This window comes from Caulobacter vibrioides (genome assembly GCF_002310375.3).
Classification (GTDB): Bacteria; Pseudomonadota; Alphaproteobacteria; order Caulobacterales; family Caulobacteraceae; genus Caulobacter; species Caulobacter vibrioides_D.
Genome location: NZ_CP023315.3, coordinates 1 through 18,271 on the forward strand (window position 1 = coordinate 1; position 18,271 = coordinate 18,271).

At 66.2% G+C, this 18,271-nt stretch carries 15 protein-coding genes; 13 read left to right on the plus strand and 2 right to left on the minus strand.

The window, feature by feature from the left end:
* The first annotated feature begins 201 nt into the window (after positions 1–201).
* From CA606_RS00005 to CA606_RS00045, 9 genes are all read left to right on the plus strand, one after another.
* Positions 202–1,107, plus strand: coding sequence for a pyruvate, water dikinase regulatory protein (locus tag CA606_RS00005; protein WP_096052971.1), 906 nt, complete (start codon positions 202–204; stop codon positions 1,105–1,107).
* The gene (locus CA606_RS00010) at positions 1,104–1,703 is read left to right on the plus strand and encodes a Maf family protein (protein WP_096052970.1); all 600 of its coding nucleotides are present in this window, start codon (positions 1,104–1,106) and stop codon (positions 1,701–1,703) included. The genes CA606_RS00005 and CA606_RS00010 overlap by 4 nt, the downstream gene beginning before the upstream one ends.
* Positions 1,700–2,557, plus strand: a complete 858-nt coding sequence (gene aroE, locus CA606_RS00015) for a shikimate dehydrogenase (protein ID WP_096052969.1) — start codon at positions 1,700–1,702, stop codon at positions 2,555–2,557. The genes CA606_RS00010 and aroE overlap by 4 nt, the downstream gene beginning before the upstream one ends.
* Position 2,558: 1 nt before the next feature.
* The gene (gene coaE / locus CA606_RS00020; RefSeq protein WP_096052968.1) at positions 2,559–3,158 is read left to right on the plus strand and encodes a dephospho-CoA kinase; all 600 of its coding nucleotides are present in this window, start codon (positions 2,559–2,561) and stop codon (positions 3,156–3,158) included.
* 32 nt (positions 3,159–3,190) lie between these two features.
* The gene (dnaQ, locus tag CA606_RS00025; protein WP_096053935.1) at positions 3,191–3,904 is read left to right on the plus strand and encodes a DNA polymerase III subunit epsilon; all 714 of its coding nucleotides are present in this window, start codon (positions 3,191–3,193) and stop codon (positions 3,902–3,904) included.
* 131 nt (positions 3,905–4,035) lie between these two features.
* Complete coding sequence (locus tag CA606_RS00030; RefSeq protein WP_096053934.1) at positions 4,036–4,824, plus strand: enoyl-CoA hydratase; 789 nt, start codon at positions 4,036–4,038, stop codon at positions 4,822–4,824.
* Positions 4,825–4,973: 149 nt separating this feature from the next.
* Positions 4,974–5,249: a 30S ribosomal protein S20 gene (rpsT, locus tag CA606_RS00035; protein WP_004617408.1), complete on the plus strand. Its 276-nt coding sequence runs from the start codon at positions 4,974–4,976 to the stop codon at positions 5,247–5,249.
* Positions 5,250–5,649: 400 nt separating this feature from the next.
* Positions 5,650–7,122: a chromosomal replication initiator protein DnaA gene (gene dnaA / locus CA606_RS00040; protein ID WP_096052967.1), complete on the plus strand. Its 1,473-nt coding sequence runs from the start codon at positions 5,650–5,652 to the stop codon at positions 7,120–7,122.
* 217 nt (positions 7,123–7,339) lie between these two features.
* Positions 7,340–7,753, plus strand: a complete 414-nt coding sequence (locus CA606_RS00045) for a hypothetical protein (RefSeq protein WP_181242709.1) — start codon at positions 7,340–7,342, stop codon at positions 7,751–7,753.
* A gap of 49 nt (positions 7,754–7,802) precedes the next feature.
* Here the strand turns inward: CA606_RS00045 and CA606_RS00050 are convergent, their stop codons facing one another.
* On the minus strand, positions 7,803–8,417 hold the full coding sequence (locus tag CA606_RS00050; protein WP_096053933.1) for an alpha-ketoglutarate-dependent dioxygenase AlkB: 615 nt from the start codon (positions 8,415–8,417) through the stop codon (positions 7,803–7,805).
* Positions 8,418–8,834: 417 nt separating this feature from the next.
* Between CA606_RS00050 and dnaK the strand changes: the two genes are divergently transcribed.
* Both dnaK and dnaJ read left to right on the plus strand, forming a co-directional pair.
* Complete coding sequence (gene dnaK, locus CA606_RS00055; protein ID WP_096052965.1) at positions 8,835–10,730, plus strand: molecular chaperone DnaK; 1,896 nt, start codon at positions 8,835–8,837, stop codon at positions 10,728–10,730.
* A 162-nt stretch (positions 10,731–10,892) separates the two neighbouring features.
* A complete protein-coding gene (dnaJ, locus tag CA606_RS00060) occupies positions 10,893–12,050 on the plus strand; it encodes a molecular chaperone DnaJ (protein ID WP_096052964.1) in 1,158 nt (385 codons plus the stop codon).
* Here dnaJ and CA606_RS00065 read toward each other — a convergent pair.
* Complete coding sequence (locus tag CA606_RS00065) at positions 12,047–12,538, minus strand: energy transducer TonB (protein WP_096052963.1); 492 nt, start codon at positions 12,536–12,538, stop codon at positions 12,047–12,049. The two genes, dnaJ and CA606_RS00065, sit on opposite strands and share 4 nt — an antisense overlap.
* A 126-nt stretch (positions 12,539–12,664) precedes the next feature.
* Between CA606_RS00065 and mutS the strand changes: the two genes are divergently transcribed.
* Positions 12,665–15,382: a DNA mismatch repair protein MutS gene (gene mutS, locus CA606_RS00070; RefSeq protein WP_096052962.1), complete on the plus strand. Its 2,718-nt coding sequence runs from the start codon at positions 12,665–12,667 to the stop codon at positions 15,380–15,382.
* 20 nt (positions 15,383–15,402) lie between these two features.
* On the plus strand, positions 15,403–18,225 hold the full coding sequence (locus CA606_RS00075) for a [protein-PII] uridylyltransferase (RefSeq protein ID WP_096052961.1): 2,823 nt from the start codon (positions 15,403–15,405) through the stop codon (positions 18,223–18,225).
* Positions 18,226–18,271: the final 46 nt, after the last annotated feature.

The following is an 18,271-nucleotide window of genomic DNA, read 5'->3' on the forward strand; positions in this document are numbered from 1 at the left end:
GAATTCTTAACGTCGCGCCGGGCGCGAAAAGCCCCTTGCCAGACTCTTTCAGGCCCTAGGGACAACTAGGATTCAGACTTCGGGGGATGCGGCGCACGCCTGGGGATGGTAGGCGAGCAATGCGACCGTTGATCACAGCGGCGCCGTGTCACGACGTCTTCGGGGCTGTTCGGCGCCCGGACGTCCCCAGAGGCAGGGCAAGTGGTTAAGCAACCGTTAACGGATGATCCACAGGAGAGTCTGGCTCAGGGCGAGGGCGAAAGGCTGCCGCCGCGCTTTGCGACCTATTTCCATATCCACCTTGTTTCGGACTCCACCGGCGAGACTTTGAACGCGATGGCGCGGGCAGTCTGCGCGCGGTTCACCGACATCCTGCCGATCGAGCACATCTATGCGTTGGTGCGCTCCACCCGTCAGCTAGATCGGGCGCTGGAGGAGATCGCCGGGGCGCCGGGGGTGGTGATGCACACCATCGTCGATCCGGGCCTGCGCGCCGCCCTCGAGGAAGGCTGTCGCAAGTTGGAGATGCCGTGCATCGCCGCGCTCGATCCGGTGATCAGCGCCATGTCCCGCTATCTCGGCGCGCGGATATCGACCCGCGTCGGCGCCCAGCACGCCCTGACCAACGACTATTTCGATCGTATCGAAGCCCTGGACTACGCCATCGCCCACGATGACGGCCAGGGAGGTCAGGACCTGACCCAAGCCGATGTCATCCTGGTGGGCGTGTCACGCACCTCCAAGACGCCGACCTGCATCTATCTGGCCCATCGGGGCGTGCGTGCGGCGAATGTGCCCTTGGTTCCGGGCCGGCCGCCGCCCCCGGAACTATTCGAACTGAAGAACACCCTGATCGTGGGTCTGGTCACTTCGCCGGATCGACTGATCCAGATCCGTCGCAACCGCCTACTCTCGCTGAAAGAGAACCGAGAAAGCGACTATGTGGACTCTGACGCGGTTCGCCAGGAGATCATCGCCGCGCGTCGCCTGTTCGAACGCCAGAACTGGCCGGTGATCGACATCACGCGTCGCTCTGTCGAGGAGACGGCGGCGGCGGTGATTAACCTGCTGTCCGGAGGACGCGGCAAGGTCGAGGTGTTGGGATGAGCCTGACGCCCGTCACCCTGGCCTCGCAGAGTTCGGCGCGCCAGATGATCCTGAAGAACGCCGGCGTCCTCTTCGAGGCCGTCAGCCCTGGGGTCGATGAGGACGCCGCCAAGGCCGGGCTGCTCGCCGAGAACGTTACGCCGCGCGACATCGCCGACGCCCTGGCCGAGATGAAAGCCGTCAAGGTCTCGACCAAGCGGCCAGGCCTAGTGATCGGCGCTGATCAAACCCTCGACCTGAAGGGGCACCTGATCGACAAGGCCGGTTCGCTGGATGAAGCCCGCGCCCGCCTCCTTGAGCTGCGCGGAACCACCCACAAACTGCACTCGGCCGTGGTCGTGGCGCGGGACGGCCGGCCGATCTGGCGGATCGTCGAGACCGCCAAGCTGTCGGTGCGACCCTTCAGCGACGCCTGGCTCGACCGCTATATAGAGCGTCGCGGCGAGGCGCTGCTCTGGTCGGTCGGCTGCTATGAGCTGGAGAGCGAGGGCGTTCAGCTCTTCGACGAGATCAACGGCGACTATTTCACGATCCTGGGCCTGCCTCTGGTCGGTCTGCTCGATTTCCTGCGCCTTCATGGAGCCCTGGCGGCATGAGCCATGTCATCACCGGCGGCGCCATTGTCGGCGGCGTCTGCGGTCAGCCGATCACCCATTCGATGAGCCCGGTGATCCACAACGCCTGGATCGCAGCGGCCGGCCTCGACGCGGCCTATGTTCCATTCGCCCCGGCGGCGGATCAGTTCGAGACCTTTGTCGATGGTTTGCGGGGCGGCGCGGTGCGCGGGCTTAACGTCACCATCCCCTTCAAGGAACGGGCGCTGGCCGTCGCCGACACCGCCAGCGATCTGGCGCGGATGGCCGGGGCGGCCAATCTGTTGCTGTTCAGTGAGGACGGCCGCGTCCATGCCGACAATACCGACGGTCCGGGCCTGTTGGGCGCGATCGCAATCCAGGCGCCGGGCTTCGACGTCACGGCCGCACCGGTGGTCATTCTCGGCGCCGGCGGCGCGGCCCGGGGGGCGGTTGCGGCCCTGCTGCTGGCCGGCGCGCCGCGCATAGCTGTCGTCAACCGCACTGTCGCGCGCGCCGAGGAGCTGGCCGACACGTTCGGAGAGAGGGTCGTGGCCAAGGGTGAAGACGCCCTCCCCGCCCTGCTGCCCGAAGCGGGGTTGGTCATTAACGCCACCTCCCTAGGTCTGGGTGGTGGGTCAGGCCCCGCCGCCGACCTGACCTTGACCCCCAAGACCGCCGTCGTGATGGACATGGTGTATAAGCCGCTGCGGACCGAGTTCCTGCGCCGCGCCGAGGCCGCTGGTCGCCGCACGGTGGACGGGCTGGAGATGCTGCTGCGTCAGGCGATCCCCACCTTTGAAGCCATCTATGGTCAGGCCCCCTCCCCTGCGGTCGACGTTCGGGTCCTGGCGCTCAAGCTCCTGGGCGAGGTCTGAAATGTTGATCCTTGGGCTGACCGGTTCGATCGGCATGGGCAAGTCGACGACCTCCAAGATGTTCCAGGACGAAGGCGTGCCGGTCTATGACGCCGACGCGGCCGTCCACGCCCTGTACGCGACGGGCGGAGCCGCCGTGGGGCCGGTTGAGGCGGCCTTTCCCGGCGTCGTCGTGAACGGGGCGATCGATCGAGCCAAGCTGAGCGCCCAGGTCGTTGGAAATTCCGAGGCCCTCGCCAAGCTGGAGGCGATCGTCCACCCGCTGGTGGGCGCCCACCGCATCGGCTTCTTTGAGCAGGCCAAGGCCGAGGGCCATGAAATCGTCGTGCTCGACATCCCGCTGCTGTTCGAAACGGGCGGCGAAAAGCGGGTCGACAGGGTGGTGGTGGTGTCGGCTCCGGCCGATGTTCAGCGCGCGCGGGTCCTGGCCCGCCCGGAGATGACGCCGGAGAAGTTCGAGGCCATCCTGGCCCGCCAGACGCCAGACGCCGAGAAGCGCGCACGCGCCGATTTCGTCATCGACACAGGGCAAGGCCTCGATCACGCCCGCCAGCAGGTCCGCGACCTTCTGACTCTGTTGAGAACCGCCCGCTCGGCTTGAAGCCGACCGCGAACGGCTCCATGGAAGGGGCCATGGCCCGCGAGATCATCCTCGATACCGAAACCACCGGCTTCGACCCGAAGACCGGCGACCGCCTGGTCGAAATCGGCTGTATCGAGGTCGTCGATTTCATGCCCACCGGTCGCTCTTTCCATGAGTACTGCGACCCGTTGCGCGACATGCCGGCCGAGGCCGAGAAGGTGCACGGCCTGTCCAGCGCCTTCCTGACGGGCAAGCCGAAGTTCCACGAGATCGCCGATCGCTTCCTGGATTTTGTCGGCGACAGCGTCGTGGTGGCCCACAACGCCGCCTTCGACCGCCAGTTCGTCAATTTCGAACTGGAAAAGTGCGGCAAGGCCCCGATCCACGAGGAGCGCTGGGTCGACACCCTGGCCATGGCCAAGAAGCGCTTTCCGGGCATGTACAACTCGCTCGACGCGCTCTGTAAGCGGTTCAAGATCAGCCTGGAGAGCCGCGACAAGCACGGCGCCCTGATCGACGCCCACCTGCTGGCCGAGGTCTATCTGGAGCTTCAGGGCGGTAAGGAACGCGCCCTGGAGCTGACCCATTCGGTTGGCGTCTTGGCGGTTTCGGCTGCGGTTCAAGGCGCCTATGGCGCCCGCCCCCGACCGCTCGCGCCGCGCTCCACCGACGCCGAGCGGGAGATTCACGCGGCCTGGGTCCGCAAGAACCTCAAGGACAAGGCGCTCTGGATCCAGTTCGGCGTCGTCCCCGCCGAAGGCTAGCGGCGACCCGATCGGTTTCTGGTCGTCAGCCTTGATCGCGGGCGAAGCTACGCGCCGACTTGGGCGGTCGGGGGGGCTCCCCAACGCCATCGGGCTCTCTATAACTGCGCCTGCTCAAGCAGGAGACTATGATGGCCCAGTTCCAGACCCTGATCGTCGAGGCGCCGGAAAGCGCGCCGGGCGTCGCCCTCATCCGCCTGAACCGGCCTGAGGCGCTGAACGCCCTCAACACCGCTCTGCTCGGCGAACTGGCACAGGCGCTGGCGGCGGCCGAGGCCGATGACGGCGTGGGCTGCATTGTGCTGACCGGCTCGGCCAAGGCCTTCGCCGCCGGCGCCGACATCAAGGAGATGTCGGACAAGACCTATGCGCAGATGTTCAAGGCCGACTTCTTCACCGCTGGCGCGCGGGCGATCGAACAGTGCCGCAAGCCGATCATCGCCGCGGTCGCCGGCTACGCGCTGGGCGGCGGTTGCGAGCTGGCGATGATGTGCGACTTCATCCTGGCGGCCGACACCGCCAAGTTCGGCCAGCCAGAGATCAATCTGGGCGTGGCGCCTGGCATTGGCGGCACTCAGCGTCTGACCCGCTTTGTCGGCAAGTCCAAGGCCATGGACATGATCCTGACCGGCCGGATGATGGGCGCAGAGGAAGCCGAGCGCTCGGGTCTGGTGTCGCGCATCTTCCCCGCCGACAGCCTGATCGATGAGACCCTGGCGATCGCCGCGAAGATCGCCAGTCAGTCGCCGCTGGCCGTGGCTATGAACAAGGAATTGGTCGAAGCCGCCTATGAAACGACCCTGACAACCGGCGTGGCGCTGGAGCGTCGACTGTTCCATTCGCTGTTTGCGTTCGAAGATCAGAAGGAAGGCATGACAGCCTTCGTCGAGAAGCGTAAACCCGCGTTCAAGGGCGCGTGATCCAGAACCGAAACGGTGACGGCGAAGCGGCCTCGGGAATCCTGCCTGTGGACCGTTGACCCCGGCCAGCGCTTCCCGTATATCCGCGCGCTCACATTTCCACCTGCTTCGCGGCCGCCCGCGCGGCTGTCCGTTTGAAGGTCCGACCAATGGCCAATAATCCCGGCGCCAAGAAAGCGATCCGCAAGATCGCTCGCCGCACCGAAGTCAACACCGCTCGCCGCTCGCGCGTTCGTACCTTCCTGCGCAAGTTCGAAGACGCGATCGCCAAGGGTGACGTGGCCGTCGCCAAGGCCGCGTTCGTCGAGGCTCAGTCCGAGCTGATGCGCGCCGTTTCGAAGGGTGTGGTTCACCCCAACACGGGCTCGCGCAAGGTCTCGCGTCTGGCCGCGCGTCTGAAGAAGTTGGACAAGGCCGCAGCCTAGTCAAGATTCTGGACGAACCTCGTTCGTCTAATCTTTTCAAATAGTTACAGAAGCCGATCAGGGAGACCTGGTCGGCTTTTGCTTTGAATCCAACGCTCTATTTCTAGTGTTGCAATCTGTGATCTGAGTAGTCGGTGACGCTATTCCCTTGCGGGGCGAGGGGCTCTCGCGAGTCAACAGAAATATCCGCGATCGGACGCAAGTTTTCCGTTTGACCGGCCCCCTCCGCTGGCTAGTTTAAGGGCCTCAACGCTCTTCCAGTCTTGGACGAAACAAGGCGGCGGCGGACCCATCGTGTTCGCCGAGTAAGAACCTGTGTGCGTTGGGAAAAACGGTCGCGCGCCATGGGGGGCGGCGGCTGAATTATGCGGCGATTGTTTTTGTGCAAGGCGGTGGACGAATGACCATGAAGGGCGGGGTTGCCAGCCAGGACTTCTCGGCGGCGATCGCGGCGGCTTGCGAGCCGGCGGCGAACGTGTGGTCGAAAGTTTGCGTGGCGTTGAAGCGCGAGCTGGGTGACGCGGCCTTCGGGTCGTGGATCGCGCCGGCCATGTTGCGCGAAGCCGCCACCGGCGACGTCGTCCTCGTGACGTCTACGGGCATCGCCCGCGACTGGATCCGTCGCAGCGCCTGGCGGCGTATTGGCGAACTGTGGGCCGCTCATGATGCGACCGGTCGTCGCATCGACCTGAAGTCGCGCCTCGAGTTCGAAGCCGCCGCAGGCGTCTATGTCGAGGCGGCCCCCAAGGCTATGGCCGCTGAACCGATCGAAATCGTCCTGCCCGTCTCCTCCGACGCGCCGAGCGTTGTGGCGCCCAGCGCCAAGTCGCCGCGCACCCAGGGCCTGCAGGAACGCTTCACCTTCGAGACCTTCGTCCCGGGCCCGGCCAATGAGTTCGCGCACGCCGTGGCGCGGCGGATCGCCAATTGGGCGGACGGTCACTTCAATCCCGTGCTGTTCCACGGCCCCTACGGTTTCGGCAAGACGCACCTGCTGAACGCCCTGGCCTGGGAAGCCATGCGCAATGCGCCGGAAAAGCGCGTGGTCTATCTGACCGCCGAGCGTTTCCTGTCGACCTTCGTGCGCGCTGTCATGGATCGCCAGACGGCGGCCTTCAAGGAAGAGCTGCGCGCGGCGGATCTGCTGATCATCGATGACGTGCACTTCATCGCTGGCAAGCAGTCGACGCAGGAAGAGCTGTTCCACACCCTGACCGCTCTGGTCGGGGAGGGTGGTCGCGTCGTGTTCTCGGCCGATCGTCCGCCGTCCGCGATGACCGAGATGGACGCTCACCTGCGTTCGCACCTGTCGGCGGGCCTCGTCTGCGGCCTGGAGCCGGCGGACCGCAATCTCCGCCTCGGCATTCTTGAGCGCAAGATCCAGACCTTGTCCGCCGCCCATGGCTTCGAGCCGAGCATGCGTCCCGAGGTCATGCAGTTCCTGGCTGACCGCTTCACGGACAGCGTCCGTGAGCTGGAAGGCGCGCTGAACACCCTTTCGGCGCGCGCCGGTGAAGGCCTCTCGCGCATGACCCTGGACGAGGTGCAGGCGATCCTGCGTCCGCACCTGCGTTCGGGCGAGAAGCGCATCACCATCGACGACATTCAGAAGGCCACCGCCGAGCACTACGGCATGAAGCAGGCTGATCTGCTCAGCGAGCGCCGTAACCGCGCCGTGGCGCGTCCGCGTCAGGCGGCCATGTGGCTGGCCAAGCAACTGACCACCCGTTCGCTGCCGGATATCGGTCGTCGCTTCGGTGGCCGCGATCACACCACGGTCTTGCACGCGGTGCGCCGGATCGAGGCCCTGCGCGCCGAAGACAGCGCGCTGAACCACGACCTGGAGACGCTGACGCGCAAGCTGCGCGGCTGACGCCTAGGCCTCGGACGCCTTCAAGAGGATGGATTTGTAAAGGGGTCGCTCCGACAGGGGCGATCCCTTTGTTTTTACGCCATCGATCTTGTCGCTCGAGAACCGGCGCTCTGCCCACCTTGAAGGGCAAATGCGCGACAGCTGCTGACGACAGCGATTGACGTCGGACTATTTGTGGTTGAGTCTCCTGACATCTAGTCGGATGGGGAGTCTGCGGGTGGGCAAGAGAACGACAACATTGGCCCTCTTGGCGAGTTTGGGGCTCGCGATGGCGTCGGGCGCTCAAGCCGAAGACGCCAAAGGCGAACAGAAGCTGGCCAAGATCTTGGAGGGCCGCACGGTTCGCGCCGCGATCCCGTGCATCGAGGTCCGTAAGATCATCACCACCGAGATCATCACGGGGACCGCGATCGTCTACCGGCTTCGCGGCAGCCCAACGCTCTATGTGAACAGGCCGACGGCGGGCTTGGAGGATCTGAACTCGAACAACGCGCTGATGCTCAATCAGGCCGTGAACCTGTGCGAAGGCAATAACCTGCTTACCGGCGACAATGGCGGGCGTGGCGCGGGGCCGGGCTACAACGGCGGGATACGGCTCGGAGAGTTTGTCCCCTACGTCAAAGACAACTAGGCCGCTAAATCTGGTCCGGCCTCGGATCCGTCGTCTCTCGGGATGGTCTCTAAAGCGCCTTTCGCAGAGTCAGGTTGATCCGGCCGCCGCCGGGGACCAGGCTGGATGAGCCTGGCTGGATCCTGTCGACCCCGTGGAAGGCAAGCCGCGCGGGTCCCGACAATCGGCAGACATCGCCCGAGGACAGTTTCAGGCTCCGGGTCGGATCCTTGCGGTCAAGGCCGCCAATCCGAAACACGGCCGTGTCGCCGAGCGAGATCGACAGCACCGGAAACCGGGGATCAGCCTCGTCACGATCCTGATGCAGGCCCATGCGGGCGCCGTCCCGATAGAGATTGATCAGACAAGAGTCCGGGGGCGTATCGGCGTCGCCGAGCCGCTTCCAGAGATCGAGCAGCGCCGAGGGCATTTCAGGCCAGGGTCGGCCCGTGCCGGGGTGTCGGTCGGCGTATCGGTATCCGCTGGCGTCGCTGGTCCAGCCCAGCGGCCCGAACGCGGTCATGGCGACACTCATCGCCTTTCCATAGGCGGTCCCATAGTTCGAAAAGGGCGCCTGTTCCGCCGCGGCGAAGACCGCATCGACCAAAGCGCGCTGGGCTGGGAGATCCAGGAAACCTGGCCAGACGTCAAAGCCGGGTGTGACGGCGAGGGGCTTGAACATCATCCAGAACTCAGACGCCGTCGCAGCCTGACGGACCCGGCTATGTTTCACAAAGCGGATGATCATGCATGGTTTCGCCCCGTGGTCGACGAGACCCGTTCCAGCGAAGGCCATGATGCTCGGCTACGGCGCCGTTTGCGGCCATTTTTCTTCGTCCCGAAGCCAGATTCCCCCTTGGCTGAAGGGGTTATGGCCTTGCGTGGCGGCGCCTATCCCCCATATCCGGCTTCGAAGCGGGGTTGACGGGCTCGTCAACTTCGCACAACGCATTCGGCCCGTTCGATTTTCGTCGACGGCGCGGAGTGCGGAACTTGAACCGTAATGAGTGCGAAGCCACTGGGGACGGAGCGAGAAAAACCGGGGCGCTTCTGAGAAGGCCCTTGTCACCGCCGTCCGCCTAAAGGAGCGACAGGTACGAAGATGAGCAAGATTATCGGTATCGACCTTGGCACCACGAACTCGTGCGTCGCCATCATGGACGGCAAGACCCCGAAGGTGATCGAGAACGCCGAAGGCGCTCGCACCACCCCGTCGGTCGTCGCCTTCCTCGAGGACGGTGAGCGCCTGATTGGCCAGCCCGCCAAGCGCCAGGCCGTCACCAACCCGACCAACACGCTGTTCGCGATCAAGCGCCTGATTGGCCGCACCGCCAGCGATCCGGTGGTCGAGAAGGACAAGGGCATGGTGCCCTACGAGATCGTCAAGGGTCCCACCGGCGACGCCTGGGTCAAGGCCCACGGCAAGGACTACAGCCCGCAGGAAGTCTCGGCCTTCATCCTGCAGAAGATGAAGGAAGCCGCCGAAGCCCATCTGGGCGAGCCGGTGACCAAGGCGGTCATCACGGTTCCGGCCTATTTCAATGACGCCCAGCGTCAGGCCACCAAGGACGCTGGCAAGATCGCCGGCCTGGAAGTCCTGCGCATCATCAATGAGCCGACCGCCGCGGCCCTGGCCTATGGCCTGGACAAGAACGACGGCAAGAAGATCGCCGTCTATGACCTGGGCGGCGGCACCTTCGACGTGTCGATCCTGGAAATCGGCGACGGCGTCTTCGAGGTGAAGTCGACCAACGGCGACACCTTCCTGGGCGGTGAAGACTTCGACCTTCGGATCGTCGACTACCTGGCCGACGAGTTCAAGAAGGAGCAGGGCGTCGACCTGCGCAAAGACAAGCTGGCTCTGCAGCGTCTGCGCGAAGAGGCGGAAAAGGCCAAGAAGGAGCTGTCGTCGACGGCTCAGTACGAGGTCAACCTGCCGTTCATCAGCATGAACGCCTCGGGCCCGCTGCACCTGAACATCAAGCTGTCGCGCGCCAAGCTGGAAGCCCTGGTCGACGACCTGATCGCTCGCACGATCGGTCCGTGCGAACAGGCCCTGAAGGACGCCGGCCTCAAGAAGAGCGACATCGACGAAGTGATCCTGGTCGGCGGCATGAGCCGCATGCCCAAGGTCCAGCAGGCGGTGCAGGACTTCTTCGGTCGCGAGCCCCACAAGGGCGTGAACCCCGATGAAGTCGTGGCGCTGGGCGCGGCCGTTCAGGCCGGCGTTCTGCAAGGCGACGTCAAGGACGTGCTGCTGCTAGACGTGACTCCGCTGACCCTGGGCATCGAGACCCTGGGCGGTGTGTTCACCCCGCTGATCGAGCGTAACACCACGATCCCGACCAAGCGCTCGCAGACCTTCTCGACTGCCGACGACAACCAGTCGGCCGTGACGATCCGCGTGTTCCAGGGCGAACGCCCGATGGCGCAGGACAACAAGATCCTGGGTCAGTTCGACCTGGTGGGCATCCCGCCGGCGCCGCGCGGCGTGCCGCAGATCGAGGTCACCTTCGACATCGACGCCAACGGCATCGTCCAGGTGCACGCCAAGGACAAGGCGACCAACAAGGAGCACTCGATCCGCATCCAGGCCAATGGCGGCCTCTCGGACAGCGACATCGAGCGCATGGTCAAGGAAGCCGAGGCCAACAAGGCTGCGGACGAGAAGAAGAAGCTGCTGGTCGAGGCCAAGAACCAGGGCGAGGCGATCCTGCACTCGACCGAGAAGGCCCTGGCCGAGCACGGCGACAAGGTCGGCGCGCCTGAGAAGACCGCGATCGAGACCGGCATCACCGAGCTGAAGACGGCTCTGGAAGGTGAAGACGTCGAGGCCATCCAGGCCAAGACCCAAGCCCTGATCCAGGCCTCGATGAAGCTGGGCGAAGCCATGTACGCCGCCCAACAAGGTTCGGCCGACGGCGATGACGCCAAGGCCGACGACGGCGTCGTCGACGCCGAGTTCGAGGAAGTCGACGACAACAAGCCGGCGGCTTAAGACCGTCATGCGCGCGCTGCGGAACCATCGCCATAAGATCGTTCCGCAGCCGCGACCTGCTGTCCTAGGGTCCGTGAGCGCCTTGCGCCGGGCCTGGGGCTATCCCACCTCTCCCTGTAACAACGCCACTTTCGTGGGCCTTTTGGGCGCCAGACGCTGACGATGCGCGACTATTACGAAATTCTCGGCGTGACCCGGACTGTCGATGAGGCAGGTCTGAAGTCCGCGTTCCGCAAGCTGGCGATGGAACACCACCCTGACCGCAACGGCGGCTGCGAAGCTGCGGCTGGGCGGTTCAAGGAAATCAACGAGGCCTATTCGGTCCTTTCCGATCCCCAGAAGCGCGCGGCTTATGACCGCTTCGGCCACGCCGGCGTCAACGGTCCGCAGGGCGGTGCGGGCGGGTTCGGCGGCCAGGGTTTCGACGCCAGCGATATCTTCAACGACGTCTTTGGCGACGTGTTCGGTGAGATGTTCGGCGGCGGCCGTCGCCAGTCCAATGGACCGCAGCGCGGCCAGGACTTGCGCTACGACTTGGAGATCAGCCTTGAGCAGGCCTATGCGGGCGCTGAGGTGGAGATCACCGTCCCCGCCGCCATGACCTGCGAGGTCTGCGAAGGGTCCGGCGCCAAGCCCGGCACCAGCCCCACCGTCTGCGGCACCTGCGGCGGCGCAGGCCGGGTTCGCGCGACCCAGGGCTTCTTCGCCGTCGAGCGCGGTTGCCCGCGCTGCGGCGGATCTGGCCGCTTGGTTCTGGACCCGTGCTCCAACTGCCATGGCCATGGCCAGGTGCGTCGCGAGCGCATCCTGTCGGTTCGTATCCCGGCGGGCGTCGACGACGGCGCCCGGATCCGCCTGGCGGGCGAGGGCGACGCGGGCGCGCGCGGCGGGCCGCGCGGCGACCTTTATATTTTCCTGTCGGTAAGCCCACACGAGCTGTTCGAGCGCGACGGCCTTGACCTCCTCTGCACCGTGCCGGTGCCGATGACCACGGCGGCGCTCGGCGGTGAGATCGAGGCCCCCTGTTTGCGGGGCGGTGAAAACTGCGATGGCGAATGCAAGGTCCAGGTCCAGGTGCCCGAGGGCGCCCAGACCGGCAAGACCGTCCGCCTTAAGGGCAAGGGCATGCCGTCCCTGCGCAGCCGCCAGCGCGGCGACCTGGTGGTCGAGTTGTTCGTCGAGACCCCCACCCACCTGTCCGCGCGCCAGAAGGAACTGATGCGTGAGCTGGCCGGTCTCTGTGGCGAGAAGCAAAACCCCAAGTCGGCCAATTTCGTCGGCAAGGCCAAGCGCTTCTGGGAAGAGGTGACGGGCAGCTAGGGCTTCGATGCTCTGCTGCGGGCCGCGCGATTGTGATAGCGGCCTAAGATCCAGATGAACGCCAACAGCAGCACCGTCGAGACGATCGCGACGACGGCGCCGCCTTGGACGAGGAGCCGAGCGTCCTTTGGGCCAAGTCCCATCGTCTGCGAAGGCTCAGGAATCTGGAAAACCAACGGAATGGTCACCTGGCCCGGGTTCGGGCGAAGATCATCGGGCGGGATCATCCGGAACTTGGGCGCCAGGCGTAGAGCGGCTTGGCCAAATTGCTCTCCCTCCGGCGTTTCGCTGGCGATGCGACAGTCCGCAAGCCGCCCGTCGGCCTTCACCTGACAGACCATCGTCACCTTGCCCGAAATCTCCCGACGCGCCGCCCGGGGAGGGTAGAACGCCGCCATGTCGTCCCCCGACGGCTTCTCCAACCAGTCGGGTCGATACGCGCCCATGACAGCGGGCCTGGGTGGAAGCGGTTGATGGGCGGCGCTCATGGCGACAGCTCAACTTTCGGACGATCAATCGTCAAGCACTCTCTTGGTGCCTTTGGCCTGACATTCCCGGAATTCCTTAACGCCGCCCCTTAACGCCACCCGCGACGCTCTGTAGTTTCCGGGGCGATGAACGCCCACGCCTCGCCAACCCCAGCCCACGAGATCGACCCCACCGGCGCGACGCCGGTGATGCAGCAGTTCTTCGAGATGAAGGCGCGGCAGCCTGATGCGCTGATCTTCTTCCGCATGGGCGACTTCTACGAGCTGTTCTTCGACGACGCCTACAAGGCCGCCGCCGCCTTGGGCATCAGTCAGACGTTCCGGGGCACGCACAACGGCCAGCCGATCCCGATGGCGGGCGTGCCGCAGCACGCGGCCGAGGCCTATCTGTCCAAGCTGATCCGCCTGGGCTTCAAGGTCGCCGTCTGCGAGCAGATGGAAGACCCCGCCGAAGCCAAGAAGCGCGGCTCCAAGGCGGTGGTCCGTCGTGACATCGTTCGGGTGGTGACACCGGGCACGCTCACTGAGGACGGGCTTCTCGACGCCCGGGGCGCCAATCGCCTGGCGGCCGTGGCCCTGCGCGCGGGCCAGGCGGCCGTGGCGTCGGTCGAGCTGTCCACCGGCGAGGTTGAGGTCTTCGCCGTCGCCAAGGAGGGGGTCGCCCCGATCCTGGCCGCCCTGGCCCCGTCCGAGACCTTGGTCGCTGACCGCCTGTTATCGGACGACAGCCTTTCGCAGACCCTGAGGATCTGCGGCGGACTGGTGCAGCCGATGCCGTCAGCGCTGTCCGAGCCGCAGGCGTCGGAGACCCGGGTGAAGCGCCTCTATGGCGTCGAGACCCTGGACGGCTTTGGCGGTCTGTCGCCGGCCGAGATCGGGGCCCTGGGTCTGATCGCCGCCCATCTGGAGATGACCCAGGCGGGTCGGCTGCCGGCGCTGCGAGCCCCGCGGCGAGCAGCCGACGCCGACGTCATGGCCATCGATCCAGCCACCCGCTCCAGCCTGGAGATCGACCGCACCCAAAGCGGTGACCGCAACGGCTCGCTGCTGGCGGCCATCGACCGCACGGTGACGGCGGGCGGCGCGCGGATGCTGGCCTCGCGTCTGGCGCGTCCGCTGCTGGATGTCGCCGCCATCGACCAGCGTCTGGACGCGGTGGAGTGGTTCGTCGAGCACCGCCAGCTGCGCCAGCGCCTGCGCGAGGTGCTGAAAGGCGCCGGCGACATGGCCCGCGCGCTTTCGCGCCTGGCGCTTGGCCGAGGCGGTCCGCGTGACCTGGGCTGCATCCGCGACACCCTGAAGGTCGGTGAGCGCTTGGCCGGCATGGCCGGCGGGTCGCCGGATCCGCTTTCGCCGCCGCCCTACGAACTTGAGCATGTCTTCAAGGCCCTGACGCCGTCGCTGCACGAGGGCCTTTCCCAGTTCCTGGCCACCCTGGAGCAGGGCCTTGGCCCCGACCTGCCGGCCCTGGCGCGCGATGGCGGCTTCGTCGCCTCGGGCGTCCGCCCCGAACTCGATCAGGCCCGCAACCTGCGCGACGACAGCCGCAAGGTGATTGCGGCGCTCGAGTCGCAGCTCGCTCTGGAAAGCGGCGTTCCGCTGAAGATCCGTCACAACGGCGTGCTCGGCTATTTCGTCGAGGCGACGGCGGGCAAGGCTGATCCGCTGTTCCAGCCGCCGTTGAACGCCACCTTCATCCACCGCCAGACCCTGGCCAACCAGGTGCGTTTCACCACCGTGGAACTGGCGGACCTGGACGCCCGCATCGCCCAGGCGGCCGAGCGGGCTCTGGCCATGGAGGTCGCCGCCTTCGAGGACTGGCGCGAGCAGGCCCGGATGCTGGCCGACGCCGTCCAGATCGCCTCCGAGGCCCTCGCACGCCTGGACGTCGCCTCCAGCCTGGCCGAATGGGCCGAGGACGCCGGCGCCGTGCGGCCGATCGTCGATACATCCCTGGCCTTCGACGCCAGGGCCGCGCGCCACCCGGTGGTCGAGGCCGCCGTCAAGCGGGCGGGCGAGCCCTATACGCCCAACGATTGCCGCCTGGACGCTTCTGGCGAGACCGGCGCGCGCCTCTCGATCGTCACCGGCCCGAACATGGCCGGTAAGTCGACCTTCCTGCGCCAGAACGCGCTCCTGGCGATCCTGGCCCAATCGGGCTGCTACGTGCCGGCCGCCAGCTTCCGGCTGGGCGTGGTCGACCGCCTGTTCAGCCGTGTCGGCGCCGGCGATGACCTGGCCCGAGGCCGCTCGACCTTCATGATGGAAATGGTCGAGACCGCCGCCATCCTCACCCAGGCCGGTGCGCGCAGTCTGGTTATTCTCGACGAGATCGGCCGAGGCACGGCCACCTATGACGGTTTGGCTATCGCCTGGGCCTGCGCCGAGGCCCTGCACGACGTCAACATGAGCCGCGCCCTGTTCGCCACCCACTATCACGAGCTGGCGACCTTGGAGACGCGGATGGCCTTCGTCTCCAACCTCAGCCTCCGGGCCAAGGAGTGGAACGGCGACCTGGTGTTCCTGCACGAAGCCGCGCCCGGTCCGGCCGACCGCTCGTACGGCGTTCAGGTGGCCAAGCTGGCCGGCGTGCCGGCGCCTGTCGTCGTCCGCGCCCGCGAGGTGCTGGACCGCCTGGAGAGCAAGGACCAGTCGCCGGCCAAGCTGGATGATCTGCCGCTGTTTGCGATGAGCCAGGCCGTGGCCGCGACGTCCATGACCGCGCCCGCCAAGGCGGCGCCGAGCGCGGTCGAGACCTCGCTCTCCGATCTCGACATTGACGGCATGAGCCCGCGCGAAGCCCTGGAAGCGCTTTATCGTCTTAAGGGTCTGCTCAGGGCCTAGGATGTAACCATATTACCCGCATGCCCCGTCGCCTTCGCCCCACCCGCCTGGAACACGTCGTCGACGGTCACGCCCTTCGGGCGAGGCTTTCGGCCGCCGCCCTGGATTCGATCGGCAATGAGGCCGAACAGCGCGCCCGCGCCATTGAGATTCTCAAGCAGGCCCTGTTCCGCGGCCGAATGATCGCCAAGGAGCGGCTGGAGAACGGCGCCAGCGGCGTCGAGACCAGTCGTCTGCTCAGCGGGGTCACCGACGAGGTGATCACGGCCCTCTACGACTTCACGACGGTCCACGTCTTCCGGGCCCGCAATCCGACCGAAGGCGAGCGTCTGTGCCTTCTGGCCGTCGGCGGCTATGGCCGGGGAACCCTGGCGCCGTTCAGCGACATCGATCTTCTGTTCCTGCGACCCTACAAGCAGACGCCGCACGCCGAGAGCGTGATCGAGTACATGCTGTATGCGCTGTGGGATCTGGGCTTCAAGGTCGGCCACGCCTCGCGCACGATCGAAGAGTGCGTGCGCCTCTCGAAGGAAGACTTCACGATCCGCACCTCGATCCTTGAGGCGCGGCGCCTCACCGGCGACGAGCGTCTGGCCGAGGATCTGAAGCGGCGCTTCCGCGACGAGGTGATGAAGGCCACCGGCGCCCAGTTTGTCGCCGCCAAGCTCAAGGAGCGCGACGACCGACAGGCCCGCGCCGGCGCCAGCCGCTATATGGTCGAGCCCAACGTCAAGGAAGGGAAGGGGGGTCTGCGCGACCTCCACACCCTGATGTGGATCGCCGAGTATCTGCACCCAGTCGACCGGCCCGAGGACGTCTTCAAGATGGAGGTGTTCTCGTCGCGAGAGATCAAGGCCTTCATCCGGGCCTTCGACTTTCTCCACGCGGTTCGGGCCCATCTGCATTTCACGACCGGCCGACCCGAGGAGCGGCTGACCTTCGATCTGCAGCCGGAGATCGCCAGGCGCATGGGCTACGGCGACCGGGGCGATGCGCCGGCGGTCGAGCGTTTCATGCGGCGCTATTTCCTCATCGCCAAGGAGGTCGGGACCCTGACCCGCGCCTTCTCGGCCAAGCTCGAAGCCGAGCACTTCAAGAACGAGCCCAAGGGCATCTCCAGATTCCTTCCGGGCGCACGACCCAAGCGCAAGGCGCTGGACGTCGAGGGATTCTACGAGGACGGCGGTCGCCTCAACATCGCCGGGCCAGAGATTTTCGAGACCGATCCGGTCAACCTGATCCGTCTGTTCAAGATCGCCGACGAGCGGGATCTTGATCTGCATCCCGACGCCTTCACCGCCGTGACCCGCAGCCTTCCGCTGATCACCTCGAAGGTTCGTCGCGACCCCGACGCCTGCCGCGCCTTTCTGCACCTGCTGGCGCGCGGCAAGCGCAGCTACCGCACCCTCACCCTGATGAACGATGCGGGCGTGCTGGGTCGCTTTGTCCCGGAGTTCGGCCGGGTCGTCGCACAGATGCAGTTCAACATGTACCACTCGTACACGGTGGATGAGCACACGCTGCGCGCGGTTGGCGTGATCGGCGACATGGCCGCCGGCAAGTTGGTCGAGGACCATCCCCTGTCGGTTTCGATCATGCCGCTGATCGAGGACCGGGAGTCGTTGTTCCTGGCCATGCTGCTGCACGACACGGGCAAGGGCGGGGTCGGCGGACAGGAAAAGGCTGGCGCCCGCAGCGCCCGCAGCGCGTGCGAGCGCCTGGGTGTCGAGCGCAGCAAGGTCGAGTTGGTCGCCTGGTTGGTCGAGAACCACCTTGTGATGAGCGACTTCGCCCAGAAGCGTGACGTTTCCGACCCCGGCACCGTCGCCGCCTTCGCGCGGATCGTCGAGAATCCCGAGCGCCTGCGACTGCTGTTGGTGATCACCGTGGCGGATATCCGCGCCGTGGGACCGGGCGTCTGGAACGGCTGGAAGGGCCAGCTGCTGCGCGAACTCTACAACGCCACCGAGGCCGTGTTCCGCGGTGGGCGCGGCAGCGACGCCGCCGCCAATGTGCAGCGCCATCAGGAGAGCACGGCCGAGGCCGCGCGGGCCGCGCTGCTGGAAATGGATCCCGCCGCCAAGGGCTGGGTGGCGGCGATGGAAAACGCCTATTTCAGCGCCTTCTCGCAGGACGACCTCTTCCATCACGCCGAACTGGCCCGTCGCGCGACGATCCAGGGCGGCGCTGCGGCCGAGGGCCAGGTCCGCCCGGGCAGCAACGCGGCCGAGGTGGTCGTCGCCGCCAAGGATCGGCGCGGTCTGTTCGCCGATCTGGCCCTGGCGATCTCGTCTCTGGGCGGCAATGTGGTCGGCGCCCGCGTGTTCACGTCCCGCCAGGGCCAGGCCCTGGACGTCTTCTATGTGCAGGACGTCATGGGCGCGCCGTTTGGTTGCGAAAATCCCCGAGCGCTTCGTCGGCTGGCCGATGCTCTGGAAGCGGCCGGAAAGGGTGACGCCCTGGCGGTTGAACCCCGCCGTGGCTCGGAACTGGCGCGTGCGGCCGCCTTCGCCATCGCCCCGTCGGTCACGATCGACAATGACGCCTCCAACGACGCCACGGTGGTCGAGGCCTCGGGACGCGACCGTCCGGGCCTGCTGCACGCCCTGGCCAAAACCCTGGCCGACAGCGCTCTGTCCATCCAGTCAGCCCACATCGACGGCTATGGCGAGCGGGCGGTCGACGCCTTCTATGTTCAGACGGCCGAAGGCGGCAAGGTCAGCGACACACGCAAGCTCAATACGCTGAAGACGGATCTGCTGGCGGCCCTCGAGCAGAACGAGGCCGGCGCCCCGGCGGCGCGTCCCGGCCTGAAGCGCGCCCGGGCCAGCGTAGCGCGCTAAAGCCTGTCGAGTTTAGATGGGAGCCTCTAAAGCTAAAGAGCTCTAG

Bases quoted from the DNA above. Each gene is read 5' to 3' on its own strand.
- CA606_RS00010 (WP_096052970.1), top strand. From the start codon at position 1,104: ATGAGCCTGACGCCCGTCACCCTGGCCTCGCAGAGTTCGGCGCGCCAG.
- aroE (WP_096052969.1), top strand. From the start codon at position 1,700: ATGAGCCATGTCATCACCGGCGGCGCCATTGTCGGCGGCGTCTGCGGT.
- coaE (WP_096052968.1), top strand. From the start codon at position 2,559: ATGTTGATCCTTGGGCTGACCGGTTCGATCGGCATGGGCAAGTCGACG.
- dnaQ (WP_096053935.1), top strand. From the start codon at position 3,191: ATGGCCCGCGAGATCATCCTCGATACCGAAACCACCGGCTTCGACCCG.
- CA606_RS00030 (WP_096053934.1), top strand. From the start codon at position 4,036: ATGGCCCAGTTCCAGACCCTGATCGTCGAGGCGCCGGAAAGCGCGCCG.
- rpsT (WP_004617408.1), top strand. From the start codon at position 4,974: ATGGCCAATAATCCCGGCGCCAAGAAAGCGATCCGCAAGATCGCTCGC.
- dnaA (WP_096052967.1), top strand. From the start codon at position 5,650: ATGACCATGAAGGGCGGGGTTGCCAGCCAGGACTTCTCGGCGGCGATC.
- CA606_RS00050 (WP_096053933.1), bottom strand. From the start codon at position 8,417: ATGATGTTCAAGCCCCTCGCCGTCACACCCGGCTTTGACGTCTGGCCA.
- dnaK (WP_096052965.1), top strand. From the start codon at position 8,835: ATGAGCAAGATTATCGGTATCGACCTTGGCACCACGAACTCGTGCGTC.
- dnaJ (WP_096052964.1), top strand. From the start codon at position 10,893: ATGCGCGACTATTACGAAATTCTCGGCGTGACCCGGACTGTCGATGAG.
- CA606_RS00065 (WP_096052963.1), bottom strand. From the start codon at position 12,538: ATGAGCGCCGCCCATCAACCGCTTCCACCCAGGCCCGCTGTCATGGGC.
- mutS (WP_096052962.1), top strand. From the start codon at position 12,665: ATGAACGCCCACGCCTCGCCAACCCCAGCCCACGAGATCGACCCCACC.
- CA606_RS00075 (WP_096052961.1), top strand. From the start codon at position 15,403: ATGCCCCGTCGCCTTCGCCCCACCCGCCTGGAACACGTCGTCGACGGT.